The 21,245-nt window shown below is 58.9% G+C and carries 19 protein-coding genes; 8 read left to right on the top strand and 11 right to left on the bottom strand.

Translation table 11 applies throughout. The features are described from left to right. The first annotated feature begins 13 nt into the window (after positions 1-13). From KZZ06_RS03105 to hflX, 3 genes are all read left to right on the top strand, one after another. On the top strand, positions 14-1,552 hold the full coding sequence (locus KZZ06_RS03105) for a TrkH family potassium uptake protein (protein WP_219578544.1): 1,539 nt from the start codon (positions 14-16) through the stop codon (positions 1,550-1,552). A 140-nt stretch (positions 1,553-1,692) separates the two neighbouring features. Beyond that, complete coding sequence (gene hfq / locus KZZ06_RS03100; RefSeq protein ID WP_093915014.1) at positions 1,693-1,932, top strand: RNA chaperone Hfq; 240 nt, start codon at positions 1,693-1,695, stop codon at positions 1,930-1,932. A gap of 41 nt (positions 1,933-1,973) precedes the next feature. Further along, a complete protein-coding gene (gene hflX, locus KZZ06_RS03095; protein WP_219578653.1) occupies positions 1,974-3,227 on the top strand; it encodes a GTPase HflX in 1,254 nt (417 codons plus the stop codon). A 90-nt stretch (positions 3,228-3,317) separates the two neighbouring features. On the opposite strand, the gene KZZ06_RS03090 is transcribed toward hflX, so the two are convergent. Then, positions 3,318-3,800: a hypothetical protein gene (locus tag KZZ06_RS03090; protein WP_219578543.1), complete on the bottom strand. Its 483-nt coding sequence runs from the start codon at positions 3,798-3,800 to the stop codon at positions 3,318-3,320. Between the two features lie 143 nt (positions 3,801-3,943). Further along, positions 3,944-4,933, bottom strand: coding sequence for an IS1595 family transposase (locus KZZ06_RS03085; RefSeq protein WP_219578542.1), 990 nt, complete (start codon positions 4,931-4,933; stop codon positions 3,944-3,946). A gap of 162 nt (positions 4,934-5,095) precedes the next feature. On the opposite strand from KZZ06_RS03085, the gene KZZ06_RS03080 reads away from it, so the two are divergent. Next, positions 5,096-5,497: a DUF2177 family protein gene (locus KZZ06_RS03080; RefSeq protein ID WP_219578541.1), complete on the top strand. Its 402-nt coding sequence runs from the start codon at positions 5,096-5,098 to the stop codon at positions 5,495-5,497. Between the two features lie 69 nt (positions 5,498-5,566). Here KZZ06_RS03080 and KZZ06_RS03075 read toward each other — a convergent pair whose 3' ends face one another. Together KZZ06_RS03075 and KZZ06_RS03070 are read right to left on the bottom strand one after the other, a co-directional pair. Continuing rightward, positions 5,567-6,130 (bottom strand): pseudouridine synthase, encoded by a 564-nt coding sequence (locus KZZ06_RS03075; protein ID WP_219578540.1) that lies wholly within the window; start codon positions 6,128-6,130, stop codon positions 5,567-5,569. Continuing rightward, on the bottom strand, positions 6,127-8,595 hold the full coding sequence (locus KZZ06_RS03070) for a penicillin acylase family protein (RefSeq protein WP_219578539.1): 2,469 nt from the start codon (positions 8,593-8,595) through the stop codon (positions 6,127-6,129). Before KZZ06_RS03070 ends, KZZ06_RS03075 begins: the two co-directional genes overlap by 4 nt. An 82-nt stretch (positions 8,596-8,677) precedes the next feature. On the opposite strand from KZZ06_RS03070, the gene KZZ06_RS03065 reads away from it, so the two are divergent. Further along, positions 8,678-9,568: an NAD(P)-dependent oxidoreductase gene (locus KZZ06_RS03065; RefSeq protein WP_308339995.1), complete on the top strand. Its 891-nt coding sequence runs from the start codon at positions 8,678-8,680 to the stop codon at positions 9,566-9,568. A 44-nt stretch (positions 9,569-9,612) separates the two neighbouring features. Here KZZ06_RS03065 and KZZ06_RS03060 read toward each other — a convergent pair whose 3' ends face one another. Beyond that, positions 9,613-10,179, bottom strand: a complete 567-nt coding sequence (locus KZZ06_RS03060) for a YSC84-related protein (RefSeq protein ID WP_219578537.1) — start codon at positions 10,177-10,179, stop codon at positions 9,613-9,615. A 142-nt stretch (positions 10,180-10,321) separates the two neighbouring features. Then, positions 10,322-11,320 (bottom strand): porphobilinogen synthase, encoded by a 999-nt coding sequence (hemB, locus tag KZZ06_RS03055; protein ID WP_219578536.1) that lies wholly within the window; start codon positions 11,318-11,320, stop codon positions 10,322-10,324. A gap of 151 nt (positions 11,321-11,471) precedes the next feature. Here hemB and KZZ06_RS03050 point away from each other — a divergent pair, with 151 nt between their 5' ends. Together KZZ06_RS03050 and mfd are read left to right on the top strand one after the other, a co-directional pair. Beyond that, positions 11,472-11,999 carry a component of SufBCD complex gene (locus KZZ06_RS03050; RefSeq protein ID WP_219578535.1) on the top strand — a complete coding sequence of 176 codons (528 nt, stop codon included), beginning with the start codon at positions 11,472-11,474 and terminating at the stop codon, positions 11,997-11,999. A 31-nt stretch (positions 12,000-12,030) separates the two neighbouring features. Continuing rightward, positions 12,031-15,513, top strand: coding sequence for a transcription-repair coupling factor (gene mfd, locus KZZ06_RS03045; protein ID WP_219578534.1), 3,483 nt, complete (start codon positions 12,031-12,033; stop codon positions 15,511-15,513). A 46-nt stretch (positions 15,514-15,559) separates the two neighbouring features. On the opposite strand, the gene KZZ06_RS03040 is transcribed toward mfd, so the two are convergent. Next, entirely contained in the window at positions 15,560-16,432 is an 873-nt protein-coding gene (locus KZZ06_RS03040) for a DUF533 domain-containing protein (protein WP_219578533.1), read from the bottom strand. A 140-nt stretch (positions 16,433-16,572) separates the two neighbouring features. Here KZZ06_RS03040 and KZZ06_RS03035 point away from each other — a divergent pair, with 140 nt between their 5' ends. Continuing rightward, on the top strand, positions 16,573-17,463 hold the full coding sequence (locus KZZ06_RS03035) for a DMT family transporter (protein WP_219578532.1): 891 nt from the start codon (positions 16,573-16,575) through the stop codon (positions 17,461-17,463). Here KZZ06_RS03035 and KZZ06_RS03030 read toward each other — a convergent pair. The 4 genes from KZZ06_RS03030 to mazG all read right to left on the bottom strand — a co-directional run bounded on the left by KZZ06_RS03030 (position 17,460) and on the right by mazG (position 21,199). After that, complete coding sequence (locus tag KZZ06_RS03030; protein ID WP_219578531.1) at positions 17,460-18,872, bottom strand: YdiU family protein; 1,413 nt, start codon at positions 18,870-18,872, stop codon at positions 17,460-17,462. The two genes, KZZ06_RS03035 and KZZ06_RS03030, sit on opposite strands and share 4 nt — an antisense overlap. Positions 18,873-18,912: 40 nt before the next feature. Beyond that, positions 18,913-19,362, bottom strand: coding sequence for an N-acetyltransferase (locus KZZ06_RS03025; protein ID WP_219578530.1), 450 nt, complete (start codon positions 19,360-19,362; stop codon positions 18,913-18,915). Then, on the bottom strand, positions 19,359-20,300 hold the full coding sequence (locus KZZ06_RS03020; RefSeq protein WP_219578529.1) for a nucleoside hydrolase: 942 nt from the start codon (positions 20,298-20,300) through the stop codon (positions 19,359-19,361). Before KZZ06_RS03020 ends, KZZ06_RS03025 begins: the two co-directional genes overlap by 4 nt. Before the next feature lie 74 nt (positions 20,301-20,374). Beyond that, positions 20,375-21,199, bottom strand: coding sequence for a nucleoside triphosphate pyrophosphohydrolase (gene mazG, locus KZZ06_RS03015; RefSeq protein ID WP_219578528.1), 825 nt, complete (start codon positions 21,197-21,199; stop codon positions 20,375-20,377). Positions 21,200-21,245: the final 46 nt, after the last annotated feature.

Below are 21,245 nucleotides of genomic sequence, written 5' to 3'. Positions count from 1 at the left end.
CGGATGCCCCAACATGAAACGCAAAAGCCATATTCGCCGGGAAATCCTTGATCTACCGCTGTTTTTGCTGATCTTCGGCATCTTTAGCGCGTCCATGATCATTCCGGCGTTCTTTGCCGTGGTCACCGATGATCTGCTGGCATCGCGCGCGTTTTTCTATTCCTGTCTGCTCGGCGTCATCGTCTTTGCGATGATTGCAATCGCCCATTCGGGGCGCAAGGCGCGGCATGGATCTTTGGGGCCGTTGCTGTCGCTGTTTTCCAGCTTTGTGATTTTGCCCGCGATCCTTGCGATCCCGTTTCTTGAGGCCTTGCCCACCACGCGGTTCATTAACGCATATTTCGACATGGTCAGCTCGATCACGACCACGGGGGCCAGCCTGTTTGACGATCCCGGCCGGCTCAGCGACACCCTGCATCTGTGGCGTGCGCAGGTCGCGTGGATGGGCGGATTGCTGATGTGGATCGCAGCCTCGGCGATTTTGGCCCCCCTGCATCTTGGCGGGTTCGAGGTCACATCCCAAGCCGAACCCGGCAACCCCGACGACCGCCGCACAACCGCATCCGCGCCGGTGAACCCGCGCCTGCGCTTGATACGGTCGGCCGGGGCATTGGCACCGACCTATCTGGCCCTGACGCTGCTTTTATGGGTTCTGCTGCTGGCCAACGGGGACCGGTCGCTGGTGGCGCTGTGCCATGCCATGTCCGTCATGGCGACATCCGGCATCTCGCCTTTGGGCGGCACCCATGACACCGGGGTCAGCTTTGGTGCCGAGGCAGTGATGATGCTGTTTATGCTGTTCGCGCTGTCGCGCCTGACCTTTTCCAAGGATACGGTGACGGCCACCCAAGGCGGATTGCGGACCGATCCGGAATTCCGCATGGGGCTGGCCCTGATCATCGGCGTGCCGCTGATTCTATTTGCGCGGCATTTTCTGGGTGCCTTTGACGTATCCGCCCCCGGCGAGGCCTATGAGAGCGGTAGCGCGCTTTGGGGCGCGATTTTCACCGTCACATCATTTTTGACCACCACGGGGTTTGTCAGTTCGTCCTGGGCCCAAGCCCAAAGCTGGTCTGGACTGGAAACACCGGGCCTGATCCTGATGGGGCTGGCATTGGTCGGGGGCGGGGTGGCCACCACCGCAGGCGGCGTGAAATTGCTGCGGGTATTTGCGCTGTATCGCAATGGCGCGCGGGAATTGGAACGGCTGGTGCACCCGCATTCGGTGTCGGGGGCAGGGACCACGGGCCGACGGCTCCAAAGCAACGGTGCCTTTATCGCATGGATCTTTTTCATGCTGTTTGCCCTGTCATTGGCCGGTGTCACGCTGCTTTTGACCTTTGTCGGTGCCCCGTTCGAGGATGCGCTGGTGATGTCTGTGGCCAGCCTGTCCACCACAGGGCCGCTGATCGAATTTGCCGCTGACGCGCCGATTACGCTGATCGATCTGGGCGACCCGGCCAAGATAATCCTGATCGGTGCGATGGTGCTGGGACGGCTCGAAACCCTCGCCATTATCGCGCTGCTGACCCCAGACCTGTGGCGCGCGTGACACGGATTGCAATCTGCCGTACGGTGCTGTGTGACATTTGGGGTGGAAACTCCTGACGGGCATCTACATACTCGTTCGAAATAGGGGTCCGGTCCGCGGACATCAGCAAGAACAACAGCAAGAATAAAGGCGAGACCATTATGGCGTCTGACAGACAGAACCTTCAGGACGCATTCCTGAACCATGTGCGCAAAACCAAAGTTCCGGTAACGATCTTTTTGATCAACGGTGTAAAGCTGCAAGGCGTGATCACTTGGTTTGATAACTTTTGTGTACTTTTGCGCAGGGATGGGCAGTCGCAGCTTGTGTATAAACACGCGATCTCGACCATAATGCCAAGTCAGCCAATCTCGCTTTACGAAGGTGAAGACGCGAATTGACGCGCCCTCCTTTCCAGATCGACGACACCGCAGGCCCGAAAATGACACGGGCTTGGGTGTTACACCCTGACATTAAAACCGATAACAGCCGCCGAATCGCGGAACCGGCTCTGGCCGAGGCGGTTGCATTGGCGCAAGCGCTGCCCCAGCTCGAAGTCGTCGGACAAGAGGTTGTCATCTTGCGGACCGTGCAAGCCGGTATGCTGTTCGGGTCCGGCAAGATCGAAGAGCTGAAACGCCGCATGGAGGACGCCGAGGTCGAGCTGGTCTTGGTCGACGGGCATGTGACGCCAGTACAGCAACGCAACCTTGAAAAAGCATGGGGCGTAAAGCTGTTGGACCGGACCGGTCTGATCCTCGAGATTTTTAGCGACCGTGCTGCCACCCGCGAGGGCGTATTGCAGGTCGAAATGGCCGCGCTGAACTATCAGCGGACGCGGCTTGTACGCGCCTGGACCCACCTTGAACGCCAACGTGGCGGATTGGGCTTTGTCGGTGGTCCCGGTGAAACCCAGATTGAATCGGACAGACGCGCGATCGACGAACAACTGGTTCGCTTGCGCCGCCAGCTTGATAAAGTCGTCAAAACCCGCGCGCTGCACCGTGCCGCCCGCGCCAAGGTGCCGTTTCCGATTGTGGCATTGGTCGGCTACACTAACGCCGGAAAATCGACGCTTTTCAACAGGTTGACCGGTGCGGACGTGATGGCAAAAGACATGCTTTTTGCCACGCTCGACCCGACCATGCGCAGCCTTGTCCTGCCCGACGGCCCCGAGATTATTCTAAGCGACACGGTTGGATTTATCTCGGACCTGCCGACGGAACTGGTTGCCGCATTCCGCGCCACCCTCGAAGAGGTGTTGGCCGCCGATATCATCTGCCACGTGCGCGATATTTCCCATGCCGAGACCGAAGAGCAGGCCCAGAATGTCCGCGATATTCTGGCGTCTTTGGGCGTGCCCAAGGAAACCCGCAGCTTTGAGGTCTGGAACAAGATCGACCTGCTAAGCCCGGACCGCGCCGATGCAGTTCGCGCCCGCGCGGCCCGAGACGAGAACGTCTTGGCGATTTCGTCACTGACGGGCGAGGGCCTGGACGAATTTCAAACGGTGATTGCAGAGGCCCTGCAAGGCGCTGTGCGTGAAGCCGATCTGGTGCTTGGGTTTGCCGAAGGTAAAAAACGTGCCTGGCTGTTTGCCCAAGAGGTGGTTTTACACGAAGAGCAGACCGATGACGGCTTTGCCCTGACGGTACGCTGGTCGGCCGAACAAGAAGCCCAGTATCAGCGGCTGTAACGGGCTGCAGCGCGCGGCATAAAATTTTTCCGAAAAATTTGGGGGTGTCCGCAAATCGTGTTGGTCAGCTATGCGAGACAAAGCGGACGCTCACCGAAGTAGGTTTGCGGCAATGATTATTTGAGCGGCGAGCGTCGCTCCAATCGGAACATGGAGAAGAAGGAAGCCAATACTGTTGGTAAGATATGCCATAAGCGCAAACTCTATTCCAAAACCAATACAAACAGGGAAGCCAGCGATGATCCGTGACTGGACAGAACCAGCGACTATAGATCTCCGCAACAAGAACGGCCCCTCTAACGGCTTGTGGATCAGTTGCTCTGGCACGCCCGCTGACGCCCTTTCGCGAGCCAGAGTGGCAGCGTTGAGGCGCAGTGATGCATAGAATATCAAGGGAATTGCCGTAAGACCCGAGACCACGATCACGCCAAGCGCGAGGCCAATCGGGTTCATCGCGCTTATGTGTATGTAGAAATAGACTCCAGCAACGCTCACCATTGGTAGGGTCAGCGACAGAAGAGCGGCAACAACCAACTCGCGGAGGAAGGCTTTTCGACCCAGCGTGATGGCCATTGCCTCTGTTGATTGGGGGTTGAGTATAGGCCCCAGGGTTCGAGACATCACACTGCCTTCCGAATTTGTCTTAGGGTGCCAGCCTAAACCAATAGTAACGGGAAGCAATGGAATCAAAGCAGACCACTGCCGCGACACTTGATTTATGACCTGCGGACAACCTCTGCCGGTCGCACACCGGCCAGCCGAATCTCCAGCCAGCGGATGTAGCCGTTCAGGTTCTTCGTGGCCGGTCCACAGAAGGGCTTGATGAACATCTTGTAGCGGGCATGGAGCGAGTTCACGTTCTGGATGTGATAGCAGTCAGAGGCCACGCGCGTTCCGGGCTTGCTGCCGACGACGTAGTGTTCGAGACCGCCTGCGGCTGCGAGGTTTTTGTAGCCATTGGCAACGTCCGAACATAGCATGGCATCCCTCGGAACCAGCGGCTTCATGGCGTGTTCCAGCGTAACGCCCCTGCGGTTCGGCAGACGTCGGAAGAGACGCGCGCCGCCACGGTCAGCGACGGTGAGAATGGGCAGTTGCCACCTCGACAGGCCCCGCATCATCTTAAGCCCCTGCGTGGTGAAATCCTCCCATCGTGGACGGGGCGGCGGCGCGACCTTCTTCGGATCGGCGAAGTGCCGGACCCATTCGCGAGAACCCTTGCGCGACTCCCGCTGGTAGGTTTCATCCGCCTCGATAATCCCGGAGAAGCCCGTCACAGTGCCATGGCCGATGATCGAAAACACCAGCATCCGCCAGCGCCAGACCGTATATTTGTTGAGCTTCAGCTGCCTCGCAAGCTTACGCACCGACTGCGGCGCGTGAGGTCCCAGCATATTCCTCAGCACGACCATGAACAGGTCAGGACGATGAATGCGGCCGATGACGCTTCCGGTCCGGCCAGAATATGTCTTCTGGCAGCCGCTACATCGGTAGCGCTGGACCTTGGTTCGTGTGCGGCCCCACTTCTGGCGCCGCTCGTCGCAGCAGAAAGGGCACTTGCGTTCTTGGTTCGTCCGCGCTTCGATTTCCGAGATCGCTTCCGTCTGCCTACGGAGATCCTGGATTTTCGTTTGTGCATCCTCGATCTGGGCCGGGTTCAGGTCATCAAGGGCATCGATAAAACGGCGAAAGTCGTGGTGTAGCAAGGGCATCCTCCGCGGGTAAGGCGGAGTAAGATAGGCTTTTTCGAGTCAAGGCGAAGCGAACCAACACGGTTTGCGGACACCCCCAAAAATTTTGGCCGGAAAATTCGAATTTTCCGGTGCCTGACACATATGGTAGTCTCATATCACAGCCGGAGAATGCTTATGACGCTGATCATACTATATGTGCTGACCTTTGCGGTTTTTCTGGGTCTGGATTTTCTGGGGCTGACCTATTTGGTCAAACCGGTCTTTTCCCGCAACATCGGGCCACTGTTGCTGGATCGGTTTCGTTTAGTCCCAGCGTTTGCTTTCTACGGCTTTTACATCGCGGTGTTGTTGTATTTCGTATCCTGGCCTGCGGTGGTGCAGGACAAGGGGTTGGTCTGGGTCTTTGTCAACGCCGCGCTGATTGGGGCGTTGGGCTATGGCACTTATGAATTCACCAACCTTGCTACGCTCAAGGACTGGACGCCGCAGATGGTGGCGACGGATTTTTCATGGGGCGTGGTGTTGACCGGTGTTTCGGCAGCTGTCGGTGTGTGGGTGACGCGGGCGGTTTCCTAGGCGTCACATGTTGTTGGGGGCCAGCCCCCCGGCCTTTGGCCGCCCCCCGGGATTTTTATCCATTTGGAATTAGCGGCCTGTTTCCGATGAGAAGCGCCATGTGCCGGGTTGCATGTTGTTGAGTTGCCAGTCACCGACTTGGGCGCGGATCAGACGCAGCGTCGGCAGGCCCACATGGGCTGTCATGCGGCGCACCTGTCTATTGCGGCCTTCGGTGATGGTGATCGAAAGCCAAGCATCGGGCACTGATTTACGAAACCGTACGGGCGGGTCCCGGTCCCAAAGGTTGGCCGGGGTATCGATTTGGCTGACTTTGGCAGGGGCGGTTTTACCGTCTTTCAGGGTGACACCGTTGCGCAGCGCGTCGAGGGCCGCATCATCGGGGGTCCCTTCGACCTGAACCCAGTAGGTTTTTGCCAGCTTGTATTTTGGGTGCGATATCCGGGCTTGGAGCGGACCGCTGTCGGTGAGCACCATCAACCCTTCGCTGTCGCGGTCAAGGCGGCCTGCGGGGTAGAACCCTTTTTCATCGATATAGGCCGATAGGGTCGGGCGCGGCGACCCTTCGGTGCCTTTGTCGGTGAATTGCGACAGGACCCCGAAGGGTTTGTTGAACAGGATTACGCGGTTCATGGTTGCGCCGGGATCAGTTTGGTCACGCCCACTGATGCGGCGCGGGCCAGATCCTCGTCCAGCGACATGGGGATATATTCACCGCGCCGCCACAACTGGGCCAAGTTGTCATAGTAGCGGGACAGGAAATGTCCCGATTGTCCGGTCGAGGTGATGAAGACCGACGAATCCGGATCGGCAAAGTCATAGACGCCGCGGTATCCGGCCCCGTGCACGTTAAAAAACGGATCGGGGCTGGTGCCCTTGGTACGGCCGCGCAGCAGGGTATTATCCCCCCCCGAGGTCGATTGGCGGATGTTGACGAAATAGCGCAGGATTGGCACCTCGCCCAGCGTCGGGTGATCGTGGGTGGCTTGATGCGCATCGCCCCATCGCAGGGATTCAAGCTGGCTGCCCCATGTTTCGTTGATCCAGATCAGCGCATCATCCAAGGCAAGCCGGGCCATATCCGGGCAGGTTTCAACCGGCGCGGATTGCAGCACATCGCACCAGACAGCCGCACCATCGACATTGCGGAACACCCGTTCGATGAACAGCGGTTCGACATGGTCGAATTCCTGCGCCAAGGGACCCAGCTCATCCTGGATCAGGCGGTCCTGCAGGGCGCGCAGCCACGCCGCATAGATCAGCGGTTCTGGCAGGTGTTCGTTCATCTCGCCGGACCAGCCCGCTAGCAAGATCAAAGCACGTTCGCGTTGACGCTCGGCTGTGCCTTCGGCGGTGGCTTCGCCAGTGAACCACAACTCGGCACCGATCAGCGGCAGCAAACTGCGCGCGGTAAAGCTGACCGTATCAAGTTGCGCTTCGATAAAGCTGTCGCGGGTGTGGACCTGACGGCGTTGCATCAGGTTACGCCAGCGCTGTATGCGCTGCGTATCGCCCCACAAAAACGACACATGGTTGGGAAAGGGGCGATCCACGGTCTTGTTGTTGGTGTTGCCCAGAATGCCGCCAAGCGGGGCAACAAATTCGGGGTTTGACGCATAAGGCAGCCGCCCTTGCCAGCGGTTGGCGGCGTTCCAGCCGACGGTGGGCATGCGACCCTGGCTTTGGTGGGCAGGATCGCGGGCAGGCAATGCACCAATTGTTTTCATCGCAATCGTTTCGGCATCAACAAGCGTCAGGTTTTGCGACGGCGCAAGGTAGTCGGCAGCGGCGGCAAGGCCTGCTTCGACCGATTTCGCCTCCATCAGTGCCATGGCGGCCGCGACGGAGGTGTCGGCGGGGCTGAGCGCTGTCCAGTTCACAGTGGCCACGTGACCCGGTGGGGTAATGGCGGCAAGGTTGTAGTGGCTGCCGGGCAGCACGGGGCCGTTATCTGTCCAACGCAGGGTCAGGGTGATGGGATCGGCGTCTTTTACGGTGATGATCGACGCGCGTTTGACAAAGGGTTTGAACCCGTCCGGGGTACGGTATTCTTCGGGATTTTCGGGGTTCAGTTCTTCTACATAGACGTCTTGATCATCGGCATAGGATGATGTGATGCCCCAGCCCAACGCAGCCGAGCGGCCCGTCAACACCACAGGCAGACCGGGGATCGTGCCGCCAATCACACCGCCCGATTGCAGTTCCAACCGCGCCAGATACCAGATGCTGGGCGCGGTAAAGCCAAGATGCGGATCATTGGCGATCAGCGTGCCGCCCGACGCAGACCGGTCACGCGCCGCGGCCCATGCATTCGATGCACCGGCAAGGTCAAAGGGTTTGAACGGCGACAGCGGATTGGGATCAAGGGGGATGTTTTCGGCAAATTGCGGCACCCCCGGCACAAGTGCTGCGTATTCCGGCAGCGCTGCGATCCCGTTACCTGGCGCATCGGGCAGAATATCCATCAGACGTTCTTGATCCGGCAAGGCAAGCGATACCCGTGCGCGCTTCACCTCGGCGTCCAGATGGCCGGATAGTTGCAGCGCCATCAGCTTGGCCATCGCCAGCGAATCCGCCGGGCGCCACGGGGCGACGGGCACATCGAAAATCAGCATTTCGGGCGCACCCCGGCCCAATGCCTCGTTGTTGATCTGGTCAAGCCGCGCATTCACGCCTGCAGCATATGCATCAAGTGCGGCGCGGGTTTTGGGATCAAGCGTTTCAACGGATCGGACAGCCAGAGGGTACAGATCAAGCCGCCGCAGCAAGCGGTCAATTTCTATTGTCGCACTGCCGAACACCTCGGACAGGCGGCCCTGAACCGTGCGGCGCATGGTGATCATCTGCCACAGGCGATCTTGGGCATGGGCAAAGCCTAGGCCATAAAACACGTCCTGATCATTCTGCCCGAAAATATGCGGCACATTGGCGTTGTCGCGCACGATTTCGACCTCTGCGCGCAGGTTTGGCACCGCAACCGTATCATCATATTCAGGCAGGGACCGCGACGCGAGCCAATAGATACCCACAAGGGCGACCACCGTTAAGACAATCAACAAGCTGGCCAAACGCATAAGCCACTTAAATACCACTGCCATTGGCTGCTCCTGAATAAACCCCGCATATGATTGACCAAAGTCTGTGGGATGTTAGGTGTTACACCAGCCAATAGCGCAACTAATAGATAAGGAAAAGACGATGGCAAAACTTGCATTTCTGGGACTGGGCGTCATGGGCGGCCCGATGGCCGGGCATCTGCAGAAAGCTGGCCACGACGTGACCGTATACAACCGCACAACGGAAAAAGCCCGCCAATGGGCCGAAACCTATGGCGGCGCGATGGCGGAAACGCCGCGCGAGGCGGCGCAGGGTGCCGATTTCGTGTTTTCCTGCGTGGGCAATGATGATGATCTGCGGTCTGTCTGCGTGGGCGCGGATGGCGCGTTCGCCGGTATGGCCGGGGGGACAGTATTTGTCGATCACACCACCGTTTCCGCGGCTGTAACCCGTGAGCTGTCCAGCGCCGCAAATGACGCGCAGATCAGTTTTGTGGATGCGCCGATTTCAGGCGGGCAGGCGGGCGCGGAAAACGGCCAACTGTCGATTATGTGCGGCGGCGATGCGGGTGCGTTTGACCGTGCCTTGCCGATCATGGAGGTCTATTCCAAGATTTGCCGCCGTTTGGGCGACACAGGCGCAGGCCAGATGACCAAAATGTGCAACCAGATCGCGATTGCGGGTCTGGTTCAAGGCCTGTCCGAGGCGCTGCATTTCGCACAGAAAGCCGGCCTTGATGGCCGCGATGTGGTCGAAGTCATCAGCCAAGGTGCCGCTGGAAGCTGGCAAATGTCCAACCGCTTTGAGACGATGCTGGACGATAAGTTCGATCACGGTTTCGCTGTGGACTGGATGCGCAAGGATCTGGGCATCTGTCTGGACACCGCAGACGAGATCGCGGCAAGCCTGCCCGTCACAGCCTTGGTCGATCAGTTCTATAAGGATGTGCAGAAACTGGGCGGTGGCCGTTGGGACACCTCAAGCCTGATCAAACGTCTGAACGCCGCAGGCTAGAAATAACGCCCGGTCCGCAACATCTGCGGGCCGGGCATTTCTACTTATGGAATGATGCGCGTGTATTTGCTGCCCTCGAGGGTGGCACCGATGCGCAGACCGGCACGGCCAAACACGGCGGCCAAGACCGGAGAAAGCGATGTAGTGGTGCCAGCGTTCACACTGTCGCCCACATTATCAATCACATACTCGATGTTCGCGCCCGCAGCCCAACCGGGGGAACGGCGGAAATTGTTCAGCGCGTCTTCGGTCATGAAAAACAGAACATGCGCGTATTGCTGCGCACCAATCTGAAGCCCGCCCGACGCCTTGGTCATCGAATAGTAATCGACCGAAACATTGTTCACACGCAGCGCACCGCGCCCGTAACCGCCGCCCAGGCCAAGGCCCGCTTCGGTGACCAGTGGCATGACCAGCATACCGTTAGATTTCGCGGCCAGTTGCCGTGTGTTGGGGTATTCGCGGTACATCTGCTGCAGGGTTGCTTCGACCCGTGCATCGATCTGACCGCTGCCACGGCTTCCGACACCATTGCCGCATGCCGCCACGGCCCCGGCAGTTGCCAACGCGCCCAACGCAAACGCGCGGCGCGAAAAAGAAGAATTGCTCATTGTCATATGCCTGTAATTGCCTGTGCCGGCTTCTCCCGACTTATGGGCGACCTTATGCCGAATAATCCGGGGTGTCACCATTTTAGGGCATGAATCGGCGGTGAACTGCCGCCCATTCACGATTTTTGCGCGGGTTTTAGGGTCAAGACCCCATCAAACGCGCAACTGCGGGCGCGAAGTAGGTCAGCACACCATCACAGCCTGCACGCTTGAAGCCCATCAGGCTTTCCATCATCACGCGCTCTTCGTCGATCCACCCGTTTTGGGCGGCGGCCTTGATCATGCTGTATTCACCGGACACCTGATAGGCAAAGGTTGGCGCGCCAAAGGTGGTTTTCACGCGGTGGCAAATATCCAGATAGGGCAGGCCGGGTTTCACCATGACCATGTCCGCACCCTCGCGCAGATCGCGTTCAATCAGGCGCAGGGCCTCGTCACTGTTGGCATAATCCATCTGATAGGTCTTTTTATCGCCCGTCAGTGCGCCTGATGCGCCAACCGCATCGCGGAACGGGCCATAGAATGCAGACGCATATTTCGCCGAATAGCTCATGATCATCACATCGCTGTGGCCTGCGCCTTCCAGACCCGCACGGATCGCCCCGATGCGACCGTCCATCATATCAGACGGCCCGATGATATTCGCCCCGGCCTCGGCTTGGGCCAGCGACATTTTTACCAAGGCCTCGACCGTGCGGTCATTGACGATGATCCCATCTTCGACAAAGCCATCATGGCCGTTGATATTATAGGTATCCAGCGCCACATCGGTCATGATCACCATTTCAGGCACCGCCTCGCGGATCGCGCGAATGGCACGGTTGGGGTTGTTCTCGGGGTCCCATGCGCCCGCGCAATCCTCTGTGCGATCTTCGATCCCGGTATAGGGAAAGATGCACATCGCCCCGATCCCCAGATCAGCCGCCTCGCGCGCCGCCTCGACGACTTTGTCGACGCTGCGGCGGAACACCCCGGGCATAGATGGAATGGGTTCCTCGATCCCTTCGCCAGAGCGCACGAAAACCGGCCAGATCAGATCCCCCAGTTCAAGCGAGTTTTCACGCACCAGCGCACGGATGCCTGCAGATTGACGGGTGCGGCGCAGTCGTGTCGCGGGATAGGCGGCTTGTTGGGGTCTCATGTAAAAATACCTTAGATGTTTCTGCATAAGGCTTGGCATTTATTTTTGCACGGCTCAAGGCTAGGAATTGGCGGCAAGCGCCGCTATGACAGCGTAGGCGCGGCGAGAATTGCCGCAATCCGCTATTTTTAAGAGCAGAGACAGGCATTCCTTGGACTTGTATCAGACAATCTTAGAAGTGATCGACATGCGGTCGTTCTCAAACCTGTGGTTCTGGATTGTACTGGCCGTCGTGTGGTCATCGGTAAGCCACTGGGTTTTGGGCGTCCCTTACGATATGGTGTTGCGCGCCCGCCGCCACGGAGAGCAAACCCAAGTCGATCTAGAAGACATGGTCCGTATCAACGTCAACCGCACGCTGTACATCACCCAAGTGTCGGGGATGTTGATTTTGACGTTAGCCAGCTTTGTCCTGACGGTGCTGTTCATACTGGCCGTCTTTTATAGCGTCGAATTCGCCCAAGCGGTGCTTTTCCTAGCATTTCCCTTGTCCGTGGTCGGCATGCTGAATGTTTCAACCGCCCAACAGATATACGAGGAATCCGCCACGGGCGAGCTGCTGTATAAACGGCTTTCGCGTCACCGCCTGTATACGCAGATCATCGGGATCGTTTCGATTTTCGTCACGTCGATCTGGGGCATGTATCAAAACCTTTATGTGGGTCCGTTCGGCGGTTGACAAACCTGACCCAAGGAACAACTGACATCTCATGTCGAATTCCACACAAATAACGCTGTCCGGTGTGCCCGAGGGCTTTGATGCCCGCGCTTTGCTGGATGAGCTGGCCAAAAACAAGCGCCCCGTGATCCATGTTGCGCGCGACGATAAACGTATGGCCGCGATGCAAGCCGCCTGTCGTTTTTTTGCGCCCGATGTGCCGGTGATCACCTTTCCCGGCTGGGATTGTCTGCCCTATGACCGCGTGTCGCCCAACGCCGATATTTCGGCGCAGCGCATGGCCACGCTGGCAGGGTTGGTGCACGGGATGCCGGACCAGTTTATCCTGCTGACCACGTTGAACGCCGCGACCCAACGGGTGCCGGCGCGGGCCATTCTACGCGATGCTGCGTTTTCTGCCCGTGTAGGCGACCGCATCGACGAAGCGGCCTTGCGGAATTTTCTGGTGCGTATGGGGTTTGTGCAAAGCCCGACAGTGACCGAACCCGGCGATTATGCCATTCGCGGCGGCATTATCGATATCTATCCGCCCGGTGATCTGGGGCCTGTGCGGCTGGACCTGTTCGGCGATACACTCGATGGCGCGCGCCGCTTTGATCCGCTGACCCAACGCACCACCGAAAAGCTGGAAATAATCGAACTTGCCCCCGTAAGCGAGGTAATCCTGGACGAGGCGGCGATTACGCGTTTCCGCCAGAATTATCGTATCGAATTCGGGGCCGCTGGCACGGATGATCCGCTGTACGAGGCGATCAGCGCGGGCCGCAAGCACCAAGGTGCCGAACATTGGATGTCGTTCTTTCACGAAGAGCTTGAGACCATCTTTGACTATCTGCCCAAGGCCACCGTCACGCTGGACGATCAGGTCACCGCGCAGCGCTTGTCGCGGTGGGACAGCATCGCCGATCAATACGAGACGCGGCGGCTGGCCATGGCGAACCGGTCCAAGATGGACAGCGTCTATAAACCCGCGCCGCCCGAAGGGTTGTACCTGACCGATACCGCATGGGAACAGGCGTTGATTGGCAAGCGGGTGATCCAGTTCAAACCCTTGCCGCAGCCCACAGGCCCGAATGTGCTGGACGCGGGCGGCCGTATTGGCCGTGATTTTGCGCCGGAACGCCAGCAAGAATCTATCAGCCTTTTCGGTGCCTTGGCGTCGCATCTTAAGGTAAAGCTGACCGAAGGCCCCGTTGTCATCGCCAGCTATTCCGAAGGTGCGCGCGAACGTCTGACCGGATTGATCGAAGACGAAGGCATGGGTGAAACCATTCCGATCGCCAATGGCACACGCATCGGCAAACGCGGCCTTTATCAGGCGGTTTGGGCGCTGGAACACGGGTTCGAGGCCCCTTTGTCGGGGGATGGCCAAAAGCTGACCGTCATTTCCGAACAGGATATTCTGGGCGACCGTCTGATCCGGGCGACCAAACGCAAACGCCGCGCTGAAAACTTCCTCACGGAAACGCAATCCCTGACGCCCGGCGATCTGGTGGTGCATGTGGACCACGGCATTGGCCGCTATCTGGGGATGGAGGTCATCACCGCCGCAGGGGCCGCCCATGAATGCCTGCTGCTGGAATATGCCGAGAATTCAAAGCTTTACCTGCCAGTCGAAAACATCGAACTGCTGTCGAAATACGGCCATGACGAAGGTCTGCTGGACAAGCTGGGCGGCGGAGCATGGCAGTCGAAAAAGGCCAAGCTCAAGGAACGTATCCGCGAGATGGCGGACAAGCTGATCCGCATCGCAGCCGAACGTGCCCTGCGCCGCGCGCCGATTATGGACCCACCGCCGGGCATGTGGGACGCGTTTTCCGCGCGCTTCCCCTATACCGAAACCGACGACCAGATGTCGGCGATCAACGATGTGGTCGACGATCTGACCAGCGGCAACCCGATGGACCGTCTGATTTGCGGTGATGTCGGCTTTGGCAAGACCGAGGTCGCCATGCGCGCCGCATTCGTGGCTGCGATGTCGGGCCTTCAGGTGGCGGTTATCGCGCCGACGACCTTGCTCGCACGGCAGCATTACAAATCCTTTGCCGAACGCTTCCGTGGCTTCCCGCTTGAGGCCCGCCAGCTGTCGCGTTTTGTGTCTGCAAAAGAAGCAAACGCCACTCGTGAAGGCATGGCCAAAGGCACAGTCGATGTTGTTATCGGCACCCATGCGTTGCTGGCAAAGAACATCAAGTTCAATAACTTGGGCCTGTTGATCATTGACGAAGAACAGCATTTCGGTGTCGGCCACAAAGAGCGCCTGAAGGCGATGCGCACCGATATTCACGTGCTGACCCTGACCGCGACACCGATCCCGCGCACCTTGCAGCTAAGCCTGACCGGCGTGCGCGATTTGTCGATCATCGGCACGCCGCCCGTCGACCGCTTGGCGATCCGCACCTATGTCAGCGAATTCGACAGCGTCACCCTGCGCGAGGCGTTGCTGCGCGAACATTATCGCGGTGGACAGTCCTTTTATGTGGTCCCGCGCATCTCGGATCTGCCCGAGATCGAGGCCTTCCTGAAGGAACAACTGCCAGAACTGACCTATCTGGTGGCCCATGGCCAGATGGCGGCGGGCGAACTCGATGACCGGATGAACGCGTTTTATGACGGAAAATATGACATCCTGCTGGCCACCACGATCGTTGAATCCGGTTTGGATATCCCGACCGCGAACACCATGATCGTGCACCGCGCCGATATGTTTGGTCTGGCGCAGCTTTATCAAATTCGCGGACGTGTCGGTCGTTCGAAAACCCGCGCCTATGCTTATCTGACCACCAAACCGCGCGCCAAACTGACCGCCACCGCGGAAAAACGTCTGCGGGTGTTGGGCAGCCTTGATACGTTGGGGGCAGGGTTCACGCTGGCCAGCCAAGATCTGGACATTCGCGGCGCGGGCAACCTGCTGGGCGAGGAACAATCCGGCCAGATGCGCGACGTCGGGTTTGAGCTGTACCAATCCATGCTGGAAGACGCGATTGCCAAGATCAAAGCGGGCGAGCTGGAAGGCGTGATCGACGATGACGGCCAATGGGCGCCGCAGATCAATCTGGGCGTGCCTGTGTTGATCCCCGAAGCCTATGTGCCTGACCTTGATGTGCGGCTGGGGCTGTACCGCCGCCTGTCCAGCCTGACCACCAAGGTCGAACTCGAAGGCTTTGCCGCCGAAATGATCGACCGTTTCGGCAAGCTGCCGCGCGAAGTGAACACGCTGATCCTTGTGATCCGCATCAAAGCGATGTGCAAACGGGCAGGGATCGCGAAACTGGACGGCGGCCCAAAAGGCGTGACGATCCAGTTCCACAACGACAAATTCGCCTCGCCCGAAGGCTTGGTCACGTTCATTCAAGACCAACGTGGACTGGCCAAAGTCAAAGACAACAAGATCGTGGTGAAACGCGATTGGGCCACGGATACAGACAAGATCAAAGGGGCCTTTGCCATTGCCCGCGATCTGGCCGAACATGTCATCGCCAAGGAAAAGCAGGCCAAAAAAGCAAAAGCCTGAGCCGTTTCCGGCCCAGGCTTTCACGCTGTCATTCAGATCGTCTGGATCAGGTATAAAGCGACGGCACACCCATTTGCGCGTGGATTTCATTCACTGCCGCGGGTTTCATGCCGTAGCCTTTGGCCAGCTGGTGCAGATATTGCGCCTCGTCCTGGGTATCGAGATCGATGGCCAGCAGGGACATCGCATAAACCTGCGCTTCCATGCCCGCTGGGGTCTGTGCAACCAAGCCGTCAATATCAACGGGCGCGTCCATACGGGCGTTCACGAATGCGGCTTCCTCGGCGTCTACATCGCCAAGGTGGCTTAGCAGTTTTTCACGCTCTGCCTGGTCAAAGGTACCATCGGATTTCGCCGCTTGGATCATCGCGGCGATCATCAGGGCGGCCAACACCTCTTGGTCTTGCGAGGGCTGGATCGCGGGGGTCGGGTTCGCATCAAACTGCGAATTCAACACCGCCCCAAAATCGGCTTCTTCACGCTTGGGCTTGCCGCTGGTTGATCCGCCAAGGCCTGCCATCAAGCCACCAGCACCCGCAGCACCGGCCAAACCGCCAAGCAATCCACCCAGACCGCCACCAGATGCGCTGGACCCGCCAGCACCGCCCAGTTGGTTCAACAAATCACCCAAACCGCCGGAAGAGCCACCGGCGCTGCCGCCAAGCTGGTTCAGCAAGCCGCCCAAACCGCCAGCGGACCCGGCGCTGCCGCCCATCAAGCCGCCCAGCATATCCTGCAAACCGCCGCGGGATGATCCCGCACCGGCCCCAGACCCGCCAGCCAAACCGCCAAGCAACCCGCCAAGGCCGCCCGCGCTGCCAGCACTGGCGCTGCCGCCGCTTTTTTTCATCATCGCGCTGGCACCTTTGGCCACAGCAACACCAATGGCCACTTTGGCCAGTGTTTTCATCAAGCTCATTTTGTTGACTTCCCCGTTTGTAAATTATGCACGGAGTGTGTTGTAAATCTTTGACAGACACAACCAGATAGCGATCAACCCCGCGTCGTTAGGCGCCTTATTGCGATTGACAACATGCCGGTAACGCGGGTCTGTGGGGCATGGAACGTAAAACCCAAATTGACACATTTGGCGCCCTCGCGCTGATCGCCTTTGCGCTGAACCTTGCCTTTAATCAGGTCGTGATCAAGGTCACGAACGGTGGCTTTAATCCGGTGTTTGCGGCTGGCCTGCGGTCACTGGGGGCCATTGTCATTCTGGCCATCTGGATGAAACTGCGCGGGGTCAGTTTTTCCTTTCCGCGTCCCACATGGGGTTGGGCCGTGGTATCGGGGTTGCTGTTCACCTTTGAATTCACCTGCCTTTTCATCGCATTAGACACAACAACCGTCAGCCGCGCGTCGGTGATATTTTATTCCATGCCCGTATGGCTGACCATTGCCGTCAATTTTCTGCTGCCCGATGAACGGCTGACCAAGCTCAAGATGATCGGCTTGGGGTTGGCGATGGCGGGTGTGGCCGTAGCGCTAAGCGAACGCAGCGGCGGGCATGTCAGTTGGTTGGGCGATCTGCTGGCGCTGACCGCTGCGCTGTGTTGGGCGGGCATTGCGTTGTTGGTGCGGGTGACCCCGCTGGAAAAGGTACCGCCTGCGCAGCAGCTGATGTGCCAGGTTGCGATCTCCGGGCCCATTCTGGTGCTGATCGCCCCGCTGTTCGGCCCCCTGATCCGCGACGTGCAGATGATTCATCTGGCAGGCCTCGGCTTTCAGATTATCGCGGTAGCGAGCCTTGGGTTTCTGGCGTGGTTCTGGCTGATGTCGGTTTATCCCGCCTCAACCGTCGCCTCGTTCAGCTTTCTATCGCCCGTGTTTTCGGTAATACTAGGCTGGTTGCTGCTGTCCGAAGACGTCGCCCTGTCGGTGTGGGCCGCGTTGGTATTGGTCGCCCTCGGGATTTACCTGATCAACCGCAAACCGCGCCTGCCCAATTAAGTCCCACAAAATGTCGCCGGTACGATTTCGCTGTCCGTTGGCGGGCGCTGCAGGTCGGCATCGGTGGTTTGATAGGGTGATGCCAGCGCCTTAATCAACCGCTCAAACGGTGCCATGTCGCCAGCAACGGCGGATTGGATCATCTGTTCAATACGGTGATTGCGGGGAATGATCACCGGGTTTGCCGCATTCATCACGGCCAGCGGATCGGTTTCTGCTGCAATACGCGTCTGCCATCTGGCCTGCCACGCGGCAAACCCATCTTGGTCAAGGAATTGATCCTGCGGGATATCGCCCGACAGGGCGCGGAACGCATTGGTGAAATCGGCACCGTCCTGCTGCATCAGCGCCAGCAGATCATCAATCAGCGCGGCGTCCTGTGGCACCGGATCAGCGATCCCTATTTTCGCGGCAAAGCGTTTCAGCCAAGCGGCCTCGATCAGCGCGGGCATGGCGTGCACAATCTCGGTCGCTTCGGCGACGGCATCATTCGGATCCTCCAACTGCTGGATCAGCGCGGTTGCAAGCTGTGCCATGTTCCACACTGCCATTTGCGGCTGGTTCGAGAACGCATAGCGCCCCTGACGGTCGATCGAACTGAACACGCGATTGGCATTAAACGCATCCATGAACGCGCAAGGGCCATAATCAATCGTCTCGCCCGAGATCGAACAGTTATCCGTATTCATCACCCCGTGGATGAACCCGATCGACATCCACGCCGCGATCAGATCGGCCTGTGCTGCACAGACAGCGCGCAGCAGGCCCATGGGGCCGTCGGCCTGCGGATAATGTCGTTTAATCGCATAATCGGTAAGGGTGCGCAGGTTTTCAACCTCGCCGCGGTGGGCAAAGACCTGAAACGTGCCGACGCGCAGATGGCTGGCCGCAACGCGGGTCAACACAGCGCCGGGCAGGGCGGTTTCGCGGTAGATGTCCTCTCCGGACGCGACGGCGGCAAGGGCGCGGGTGGTGGGAATGCCAAGGGCATGCATCGCCTCGGAGACCACATATTCGCGCAGAACAGGACCCAGCCACGCACGCCCGTCACCGCCCCGCGAATAAGGCGTGCGGCCAGAACCCTTGAGCTGGATATCGCGGCGCTGGCCATTGCTGTCCACGACTTCGCCCAGCAAAATCGCACGGCCATCGCCAAGTTGGGGGTTGAAGTTGCCAAACTGGTGGCCCGCATAAAGCTGCGCCAACGGGTCGGCACCCTGCGGCAGTTCGTTGCCACCAAAGATAAAGGCCAGATCGTCAGTGCCGACATCGGCCAACCCCAGCGTTTTCGCCAATTCCGCGTTAAAGGCCAACAGCTTGGGGTCGGCCACGGGGGTCGGGATGATGCGGGTGTAAAAGCCGGCCGGCAATGCGGCGAAACTGTTATCGAAGGGGGCGCTGAATGTCATGGTTTAGATATAGCTATCAAAAGCCGATTGGCCAGTGCGATCACAGCTTTCGCGTCATGAACATATAGTTATCACGGGGCCGAAACCCTGCACGGCTGTATAGTTTTTGCGCAATCAGGTTTTCTTTGTCGACCTCAAGATGCACGGCCTTCACGCCACCACCGGACAAGGCATTGGGCAGGGCCAGCAGCGCCTCGGATGCGATGCCGCGACCACGCACGCCGGGGCGGACATAGATTTCATCAATGATTGCGTCCAACCCACCAAATTCCACCGACCAGCCAAGGGTGATAATAACATAGCCGATGGGCGCACGGGGCGGCCCGATCAGATAGGCGATGCCATGGGGGATACCGTCCAGCAGCGGTGCGATCCCATTATGTCGGTCCTCGTCTGATTGTTCGATCCCGGCCTCGGCGTGAAAGGCCGCGACCAAGGCAATCAGCCGCTCAAGATGTTCGGGCTTGGCAAGGGTGAAGGCGGCGCTCACAACCGGGCCAGACGTTCGGTGAGCAGCGTGAAAAACCCGTCTGCATCCAAATCGCCCATGAATGTCGCGTTGGGGGCGCGGTCGGTGACGCCCCACCAATCGGCGACGGTCATGCCCATGGTCAGCTCGGATTCTGTTTCGATCTCGACATTGATATGGCGGCCTTTGAACAAATCGGGGCGGATCAGATAGGCGGTCACGCAAGGGTCATGCAGCGGTGCCCCTTCGGAGCCGTATTTTTCCTTGTCGAAGCGTTCAAAGAATTCAGTCATCTCGGCCACTGCAATGCCCACGGGGCTACCGATGTTGCGAAACGCGTCATTGCGGGCGGTGGTGACCAGCGCCTTGTGGGTGACATCAAGGGGCATGACTACAATCGGCGCGCCCGATTTAAACACGATATCAGCAGCTTGCGGATCGACATAAATGTTAAACTCTGCCGCAGGGGTGATATTGCCCCCCTCGAAATAGCCACCACCCATCAGGATGATCTTGGCAATACGGCTGGCAATATCGGGGGCCTTTTGCAGCGCCGTCGCGATGTTGGTCAGCGGTCCCAGCGGGCATAGCGTCACGGTGCCGGGTGCGTATTCGCGCAACATATCGATGATGAAATCCACCGCGTGGCCCTCTGCGATTGGCATCGTAGGTTCGGGCAGCACGGGGCCGTCAAGGCCGGTTTTGCCATGCACATGTTCCGCCGTGACCAATGCGCGGCCCAGCGGGCGGTCGCATCCGGCAAAGATTTTCACGTCGGTTTTGCCCGCCAATTCGCACACAATCCGCGCGTTTCGCACTGTCAGATCCAGCGGCACATTGCCCGCAACGCAGGTGATCCCCAAAACATCGATGTCTTCGGGGCTGGCCAACGCCAGCAAAATCGCCACAGCGTCGTCCTGACCGGGGTCGGTATCGATGATTATCTTGCGCGGCGTCATGGCGGGTCTCCTGTCTTTCATGTTGTCCGAGCCTTGCCGCAAGCCGTGGGGCTTGTCCAGTACAAGCACTTGATCTAGCTGCGTTCCGCCTGTTTCACCGCGTCCCACAGTGCGTCCATCTCGGCCAGATCACTTTGTTCGGGGATTTTGCCGATCTGCGCAAGGCGCGCCTCGACGCCCTCGAAACGGCGGATAAATTTGGCGTTGGCACTGCGCAGGGCGGCTTCTGGGTCAAGGCCCAGATGCCGCCCCAGATTGGCCATCACAAACATCAGATCACCAAATTCTTCTTCGACCTCTGCTTGGGTCAGGGTATCGCGGGCTTCGACCAATTCGGCGGCTTCCTCGGCTATTTTGGCAACCACATCGCCGGTGTCAGGCCAGTCAAACCCGACCCGCGCGGCACGTTTTTGCAGTTTATAGGCGCGCAGCAACGCAGGCAGTCCCACGGCCACACCATCAAGCGCGCCGCCTTGGGCCTTGCCCGCACGTTCGGCTGCCTTGATCTTTTCCCAATCCGCCGTTTGCTGATCGGCCGATTTATCGCGCGATTCATCGCCAAACACATGCGGGTGCCGTGCGACCATTTTATCGCTGATGTTGCGCACCACGGATTGAAAGGTGAAATGCCCGTCTTCTTCGCCCATAGCCGTGTGATAGACGGTTTGCAGCAACAGATCGCCCAATTCGCCCTCCAACTCGGGCCAGTCACCCCGTTCAATCGCATCGGCAACCTCATAGGCCTCTTCGATGGTGTAGGGGGCGATGCTGGCGAAATCCTGCTCGATATCCCACGGACAGCCGGTTTTAGGATCACGCAAGCGGCGCATGATTTCCAAAAGCCGCTCAATCCCTGCGCTTTGATCAAAGATCAGTGCATCTTTCGATGTCTCGGCCATTGCAGCCCCCGTGTGTCTGGTGTCAGATGCAACCTGACCAAGATAT

The organism is Sulfitobacter sp. CW3 (assembly GCF_019392245.1).
Taxonomy (GTDB): domain Bacteria; phylum Pseudomonadota; class Alphaproteobacteria; order Rhodobacterales; family Rhodobacteraceae; genus Sulfitobacter.
Note: the sequence above shows the minus strand (reverse complement) of the source record. Positions and strands in the feature narration are given on the sequence as shown.

Bases quoted from the DNA above. Each gene is read 5' to 3' on its own strand.
- KZZ06_RS03105 (WP_219578544.1), top strand. From the start codon at position 14: ATGAAACGCAAAAGCCATATTCGCCGGGAAATCCTTGATCTACCGCTG.
- KZZ06_RS03030 (WP_219578531.1), bottom strand. From the start codon at position 18,872: ATGACATTCAGCGCCCCCTTCGATAACAGTTTCGCCGCATTGCCGGCC.
- mazG (WP_219578528.1), bottom strand. From the start codon at position 21,199: ATGGCCGAGACATCGAAAGATGCACTGATCTTTGATCAAAGCGCAGGG.
- mfd (WP_219578534.1), top strand. From the start codon at position 12,031: ATGTCGAATTCCACACAAATAACGCTGTCCGGTGTGCCCGAGGGCTTT.
- KZZ06_RS03090 (WP_219578543.1), bottom strand. From the start codon at position 3,800: ATGGCCATCACGCTGGGTCGAAAAGCCTTCCTCCGCGAGTTGGTTGTT.
- KZZ06_RS03020 (WP_219578529.1), bottom strand. From the start codon at position 20,300: ATGACGCCGCGCAAGATAATCATCGATACCGACCCCGGTCAGGACGAC.
- KZZ06_RS03060 (WP_219578537.1), bottom strand. From the start codon at position 10,179: ATGAGCAATTCTTCTTTTTCGCGCCGCGCGTTTGCGTTGGGCGCGTTG.
- hfq (WP_093915014.1), top strand. From the start codon at position 1,693: ATGGCGTCTGACAGACAGAACCTTCAGGACGCATTCCTGAACCATGTG.
- KZZ06_RS03080 (WP_219578541.1), top strand. From the start codon at position 5,096: ATGACGCTGATCATACTATATGTGCTGACCTTTGCGGTTTTTCTGGGT.
- hflX (WP_219578653.1), top strand. From the start codon at position 1,974: ATGACACGGGCTTGGGTGTTACACCCTGACATTAAAACCGATAACAGC.
- KZZ06_RS03070 (WP_219578539.1), bottom strand. From the start codon at position 8,595: ATGGCAGTGGTATTTAAGTGGCTTATGCGTTTGGCCAGCTTGTTGATT.
- hemB (WP_219578536.1), bottom strand. From the start codon at position 11,320: ATGAGACCCCAACAAGCCGCCTATCCCGCGACACGACTGCGCCGCACC.
- KZZ06_RS03075 (WP_219578540.1), bottom strand. From the start codon at position 6,130: ATGAACCGCGTAATCCTGTTCAACAAACCCTTCGGGGTCCTGTCGCAA.
- KZZ06_RS03040 (WP_219578533.1), bottom strand. From the start codon at position 16,432: ATGAGCTTGATGAAAACACTGGCCAAAGTGGCCATTGGTGTTGCTGTG.
- KZZ06_RS03035 (WP_219578532.1), top strand. From the start codon at position 16,573: ATGGAACGTAAAACCCAAATTGACACATTTGGCGCCCTCGCGCTGATC.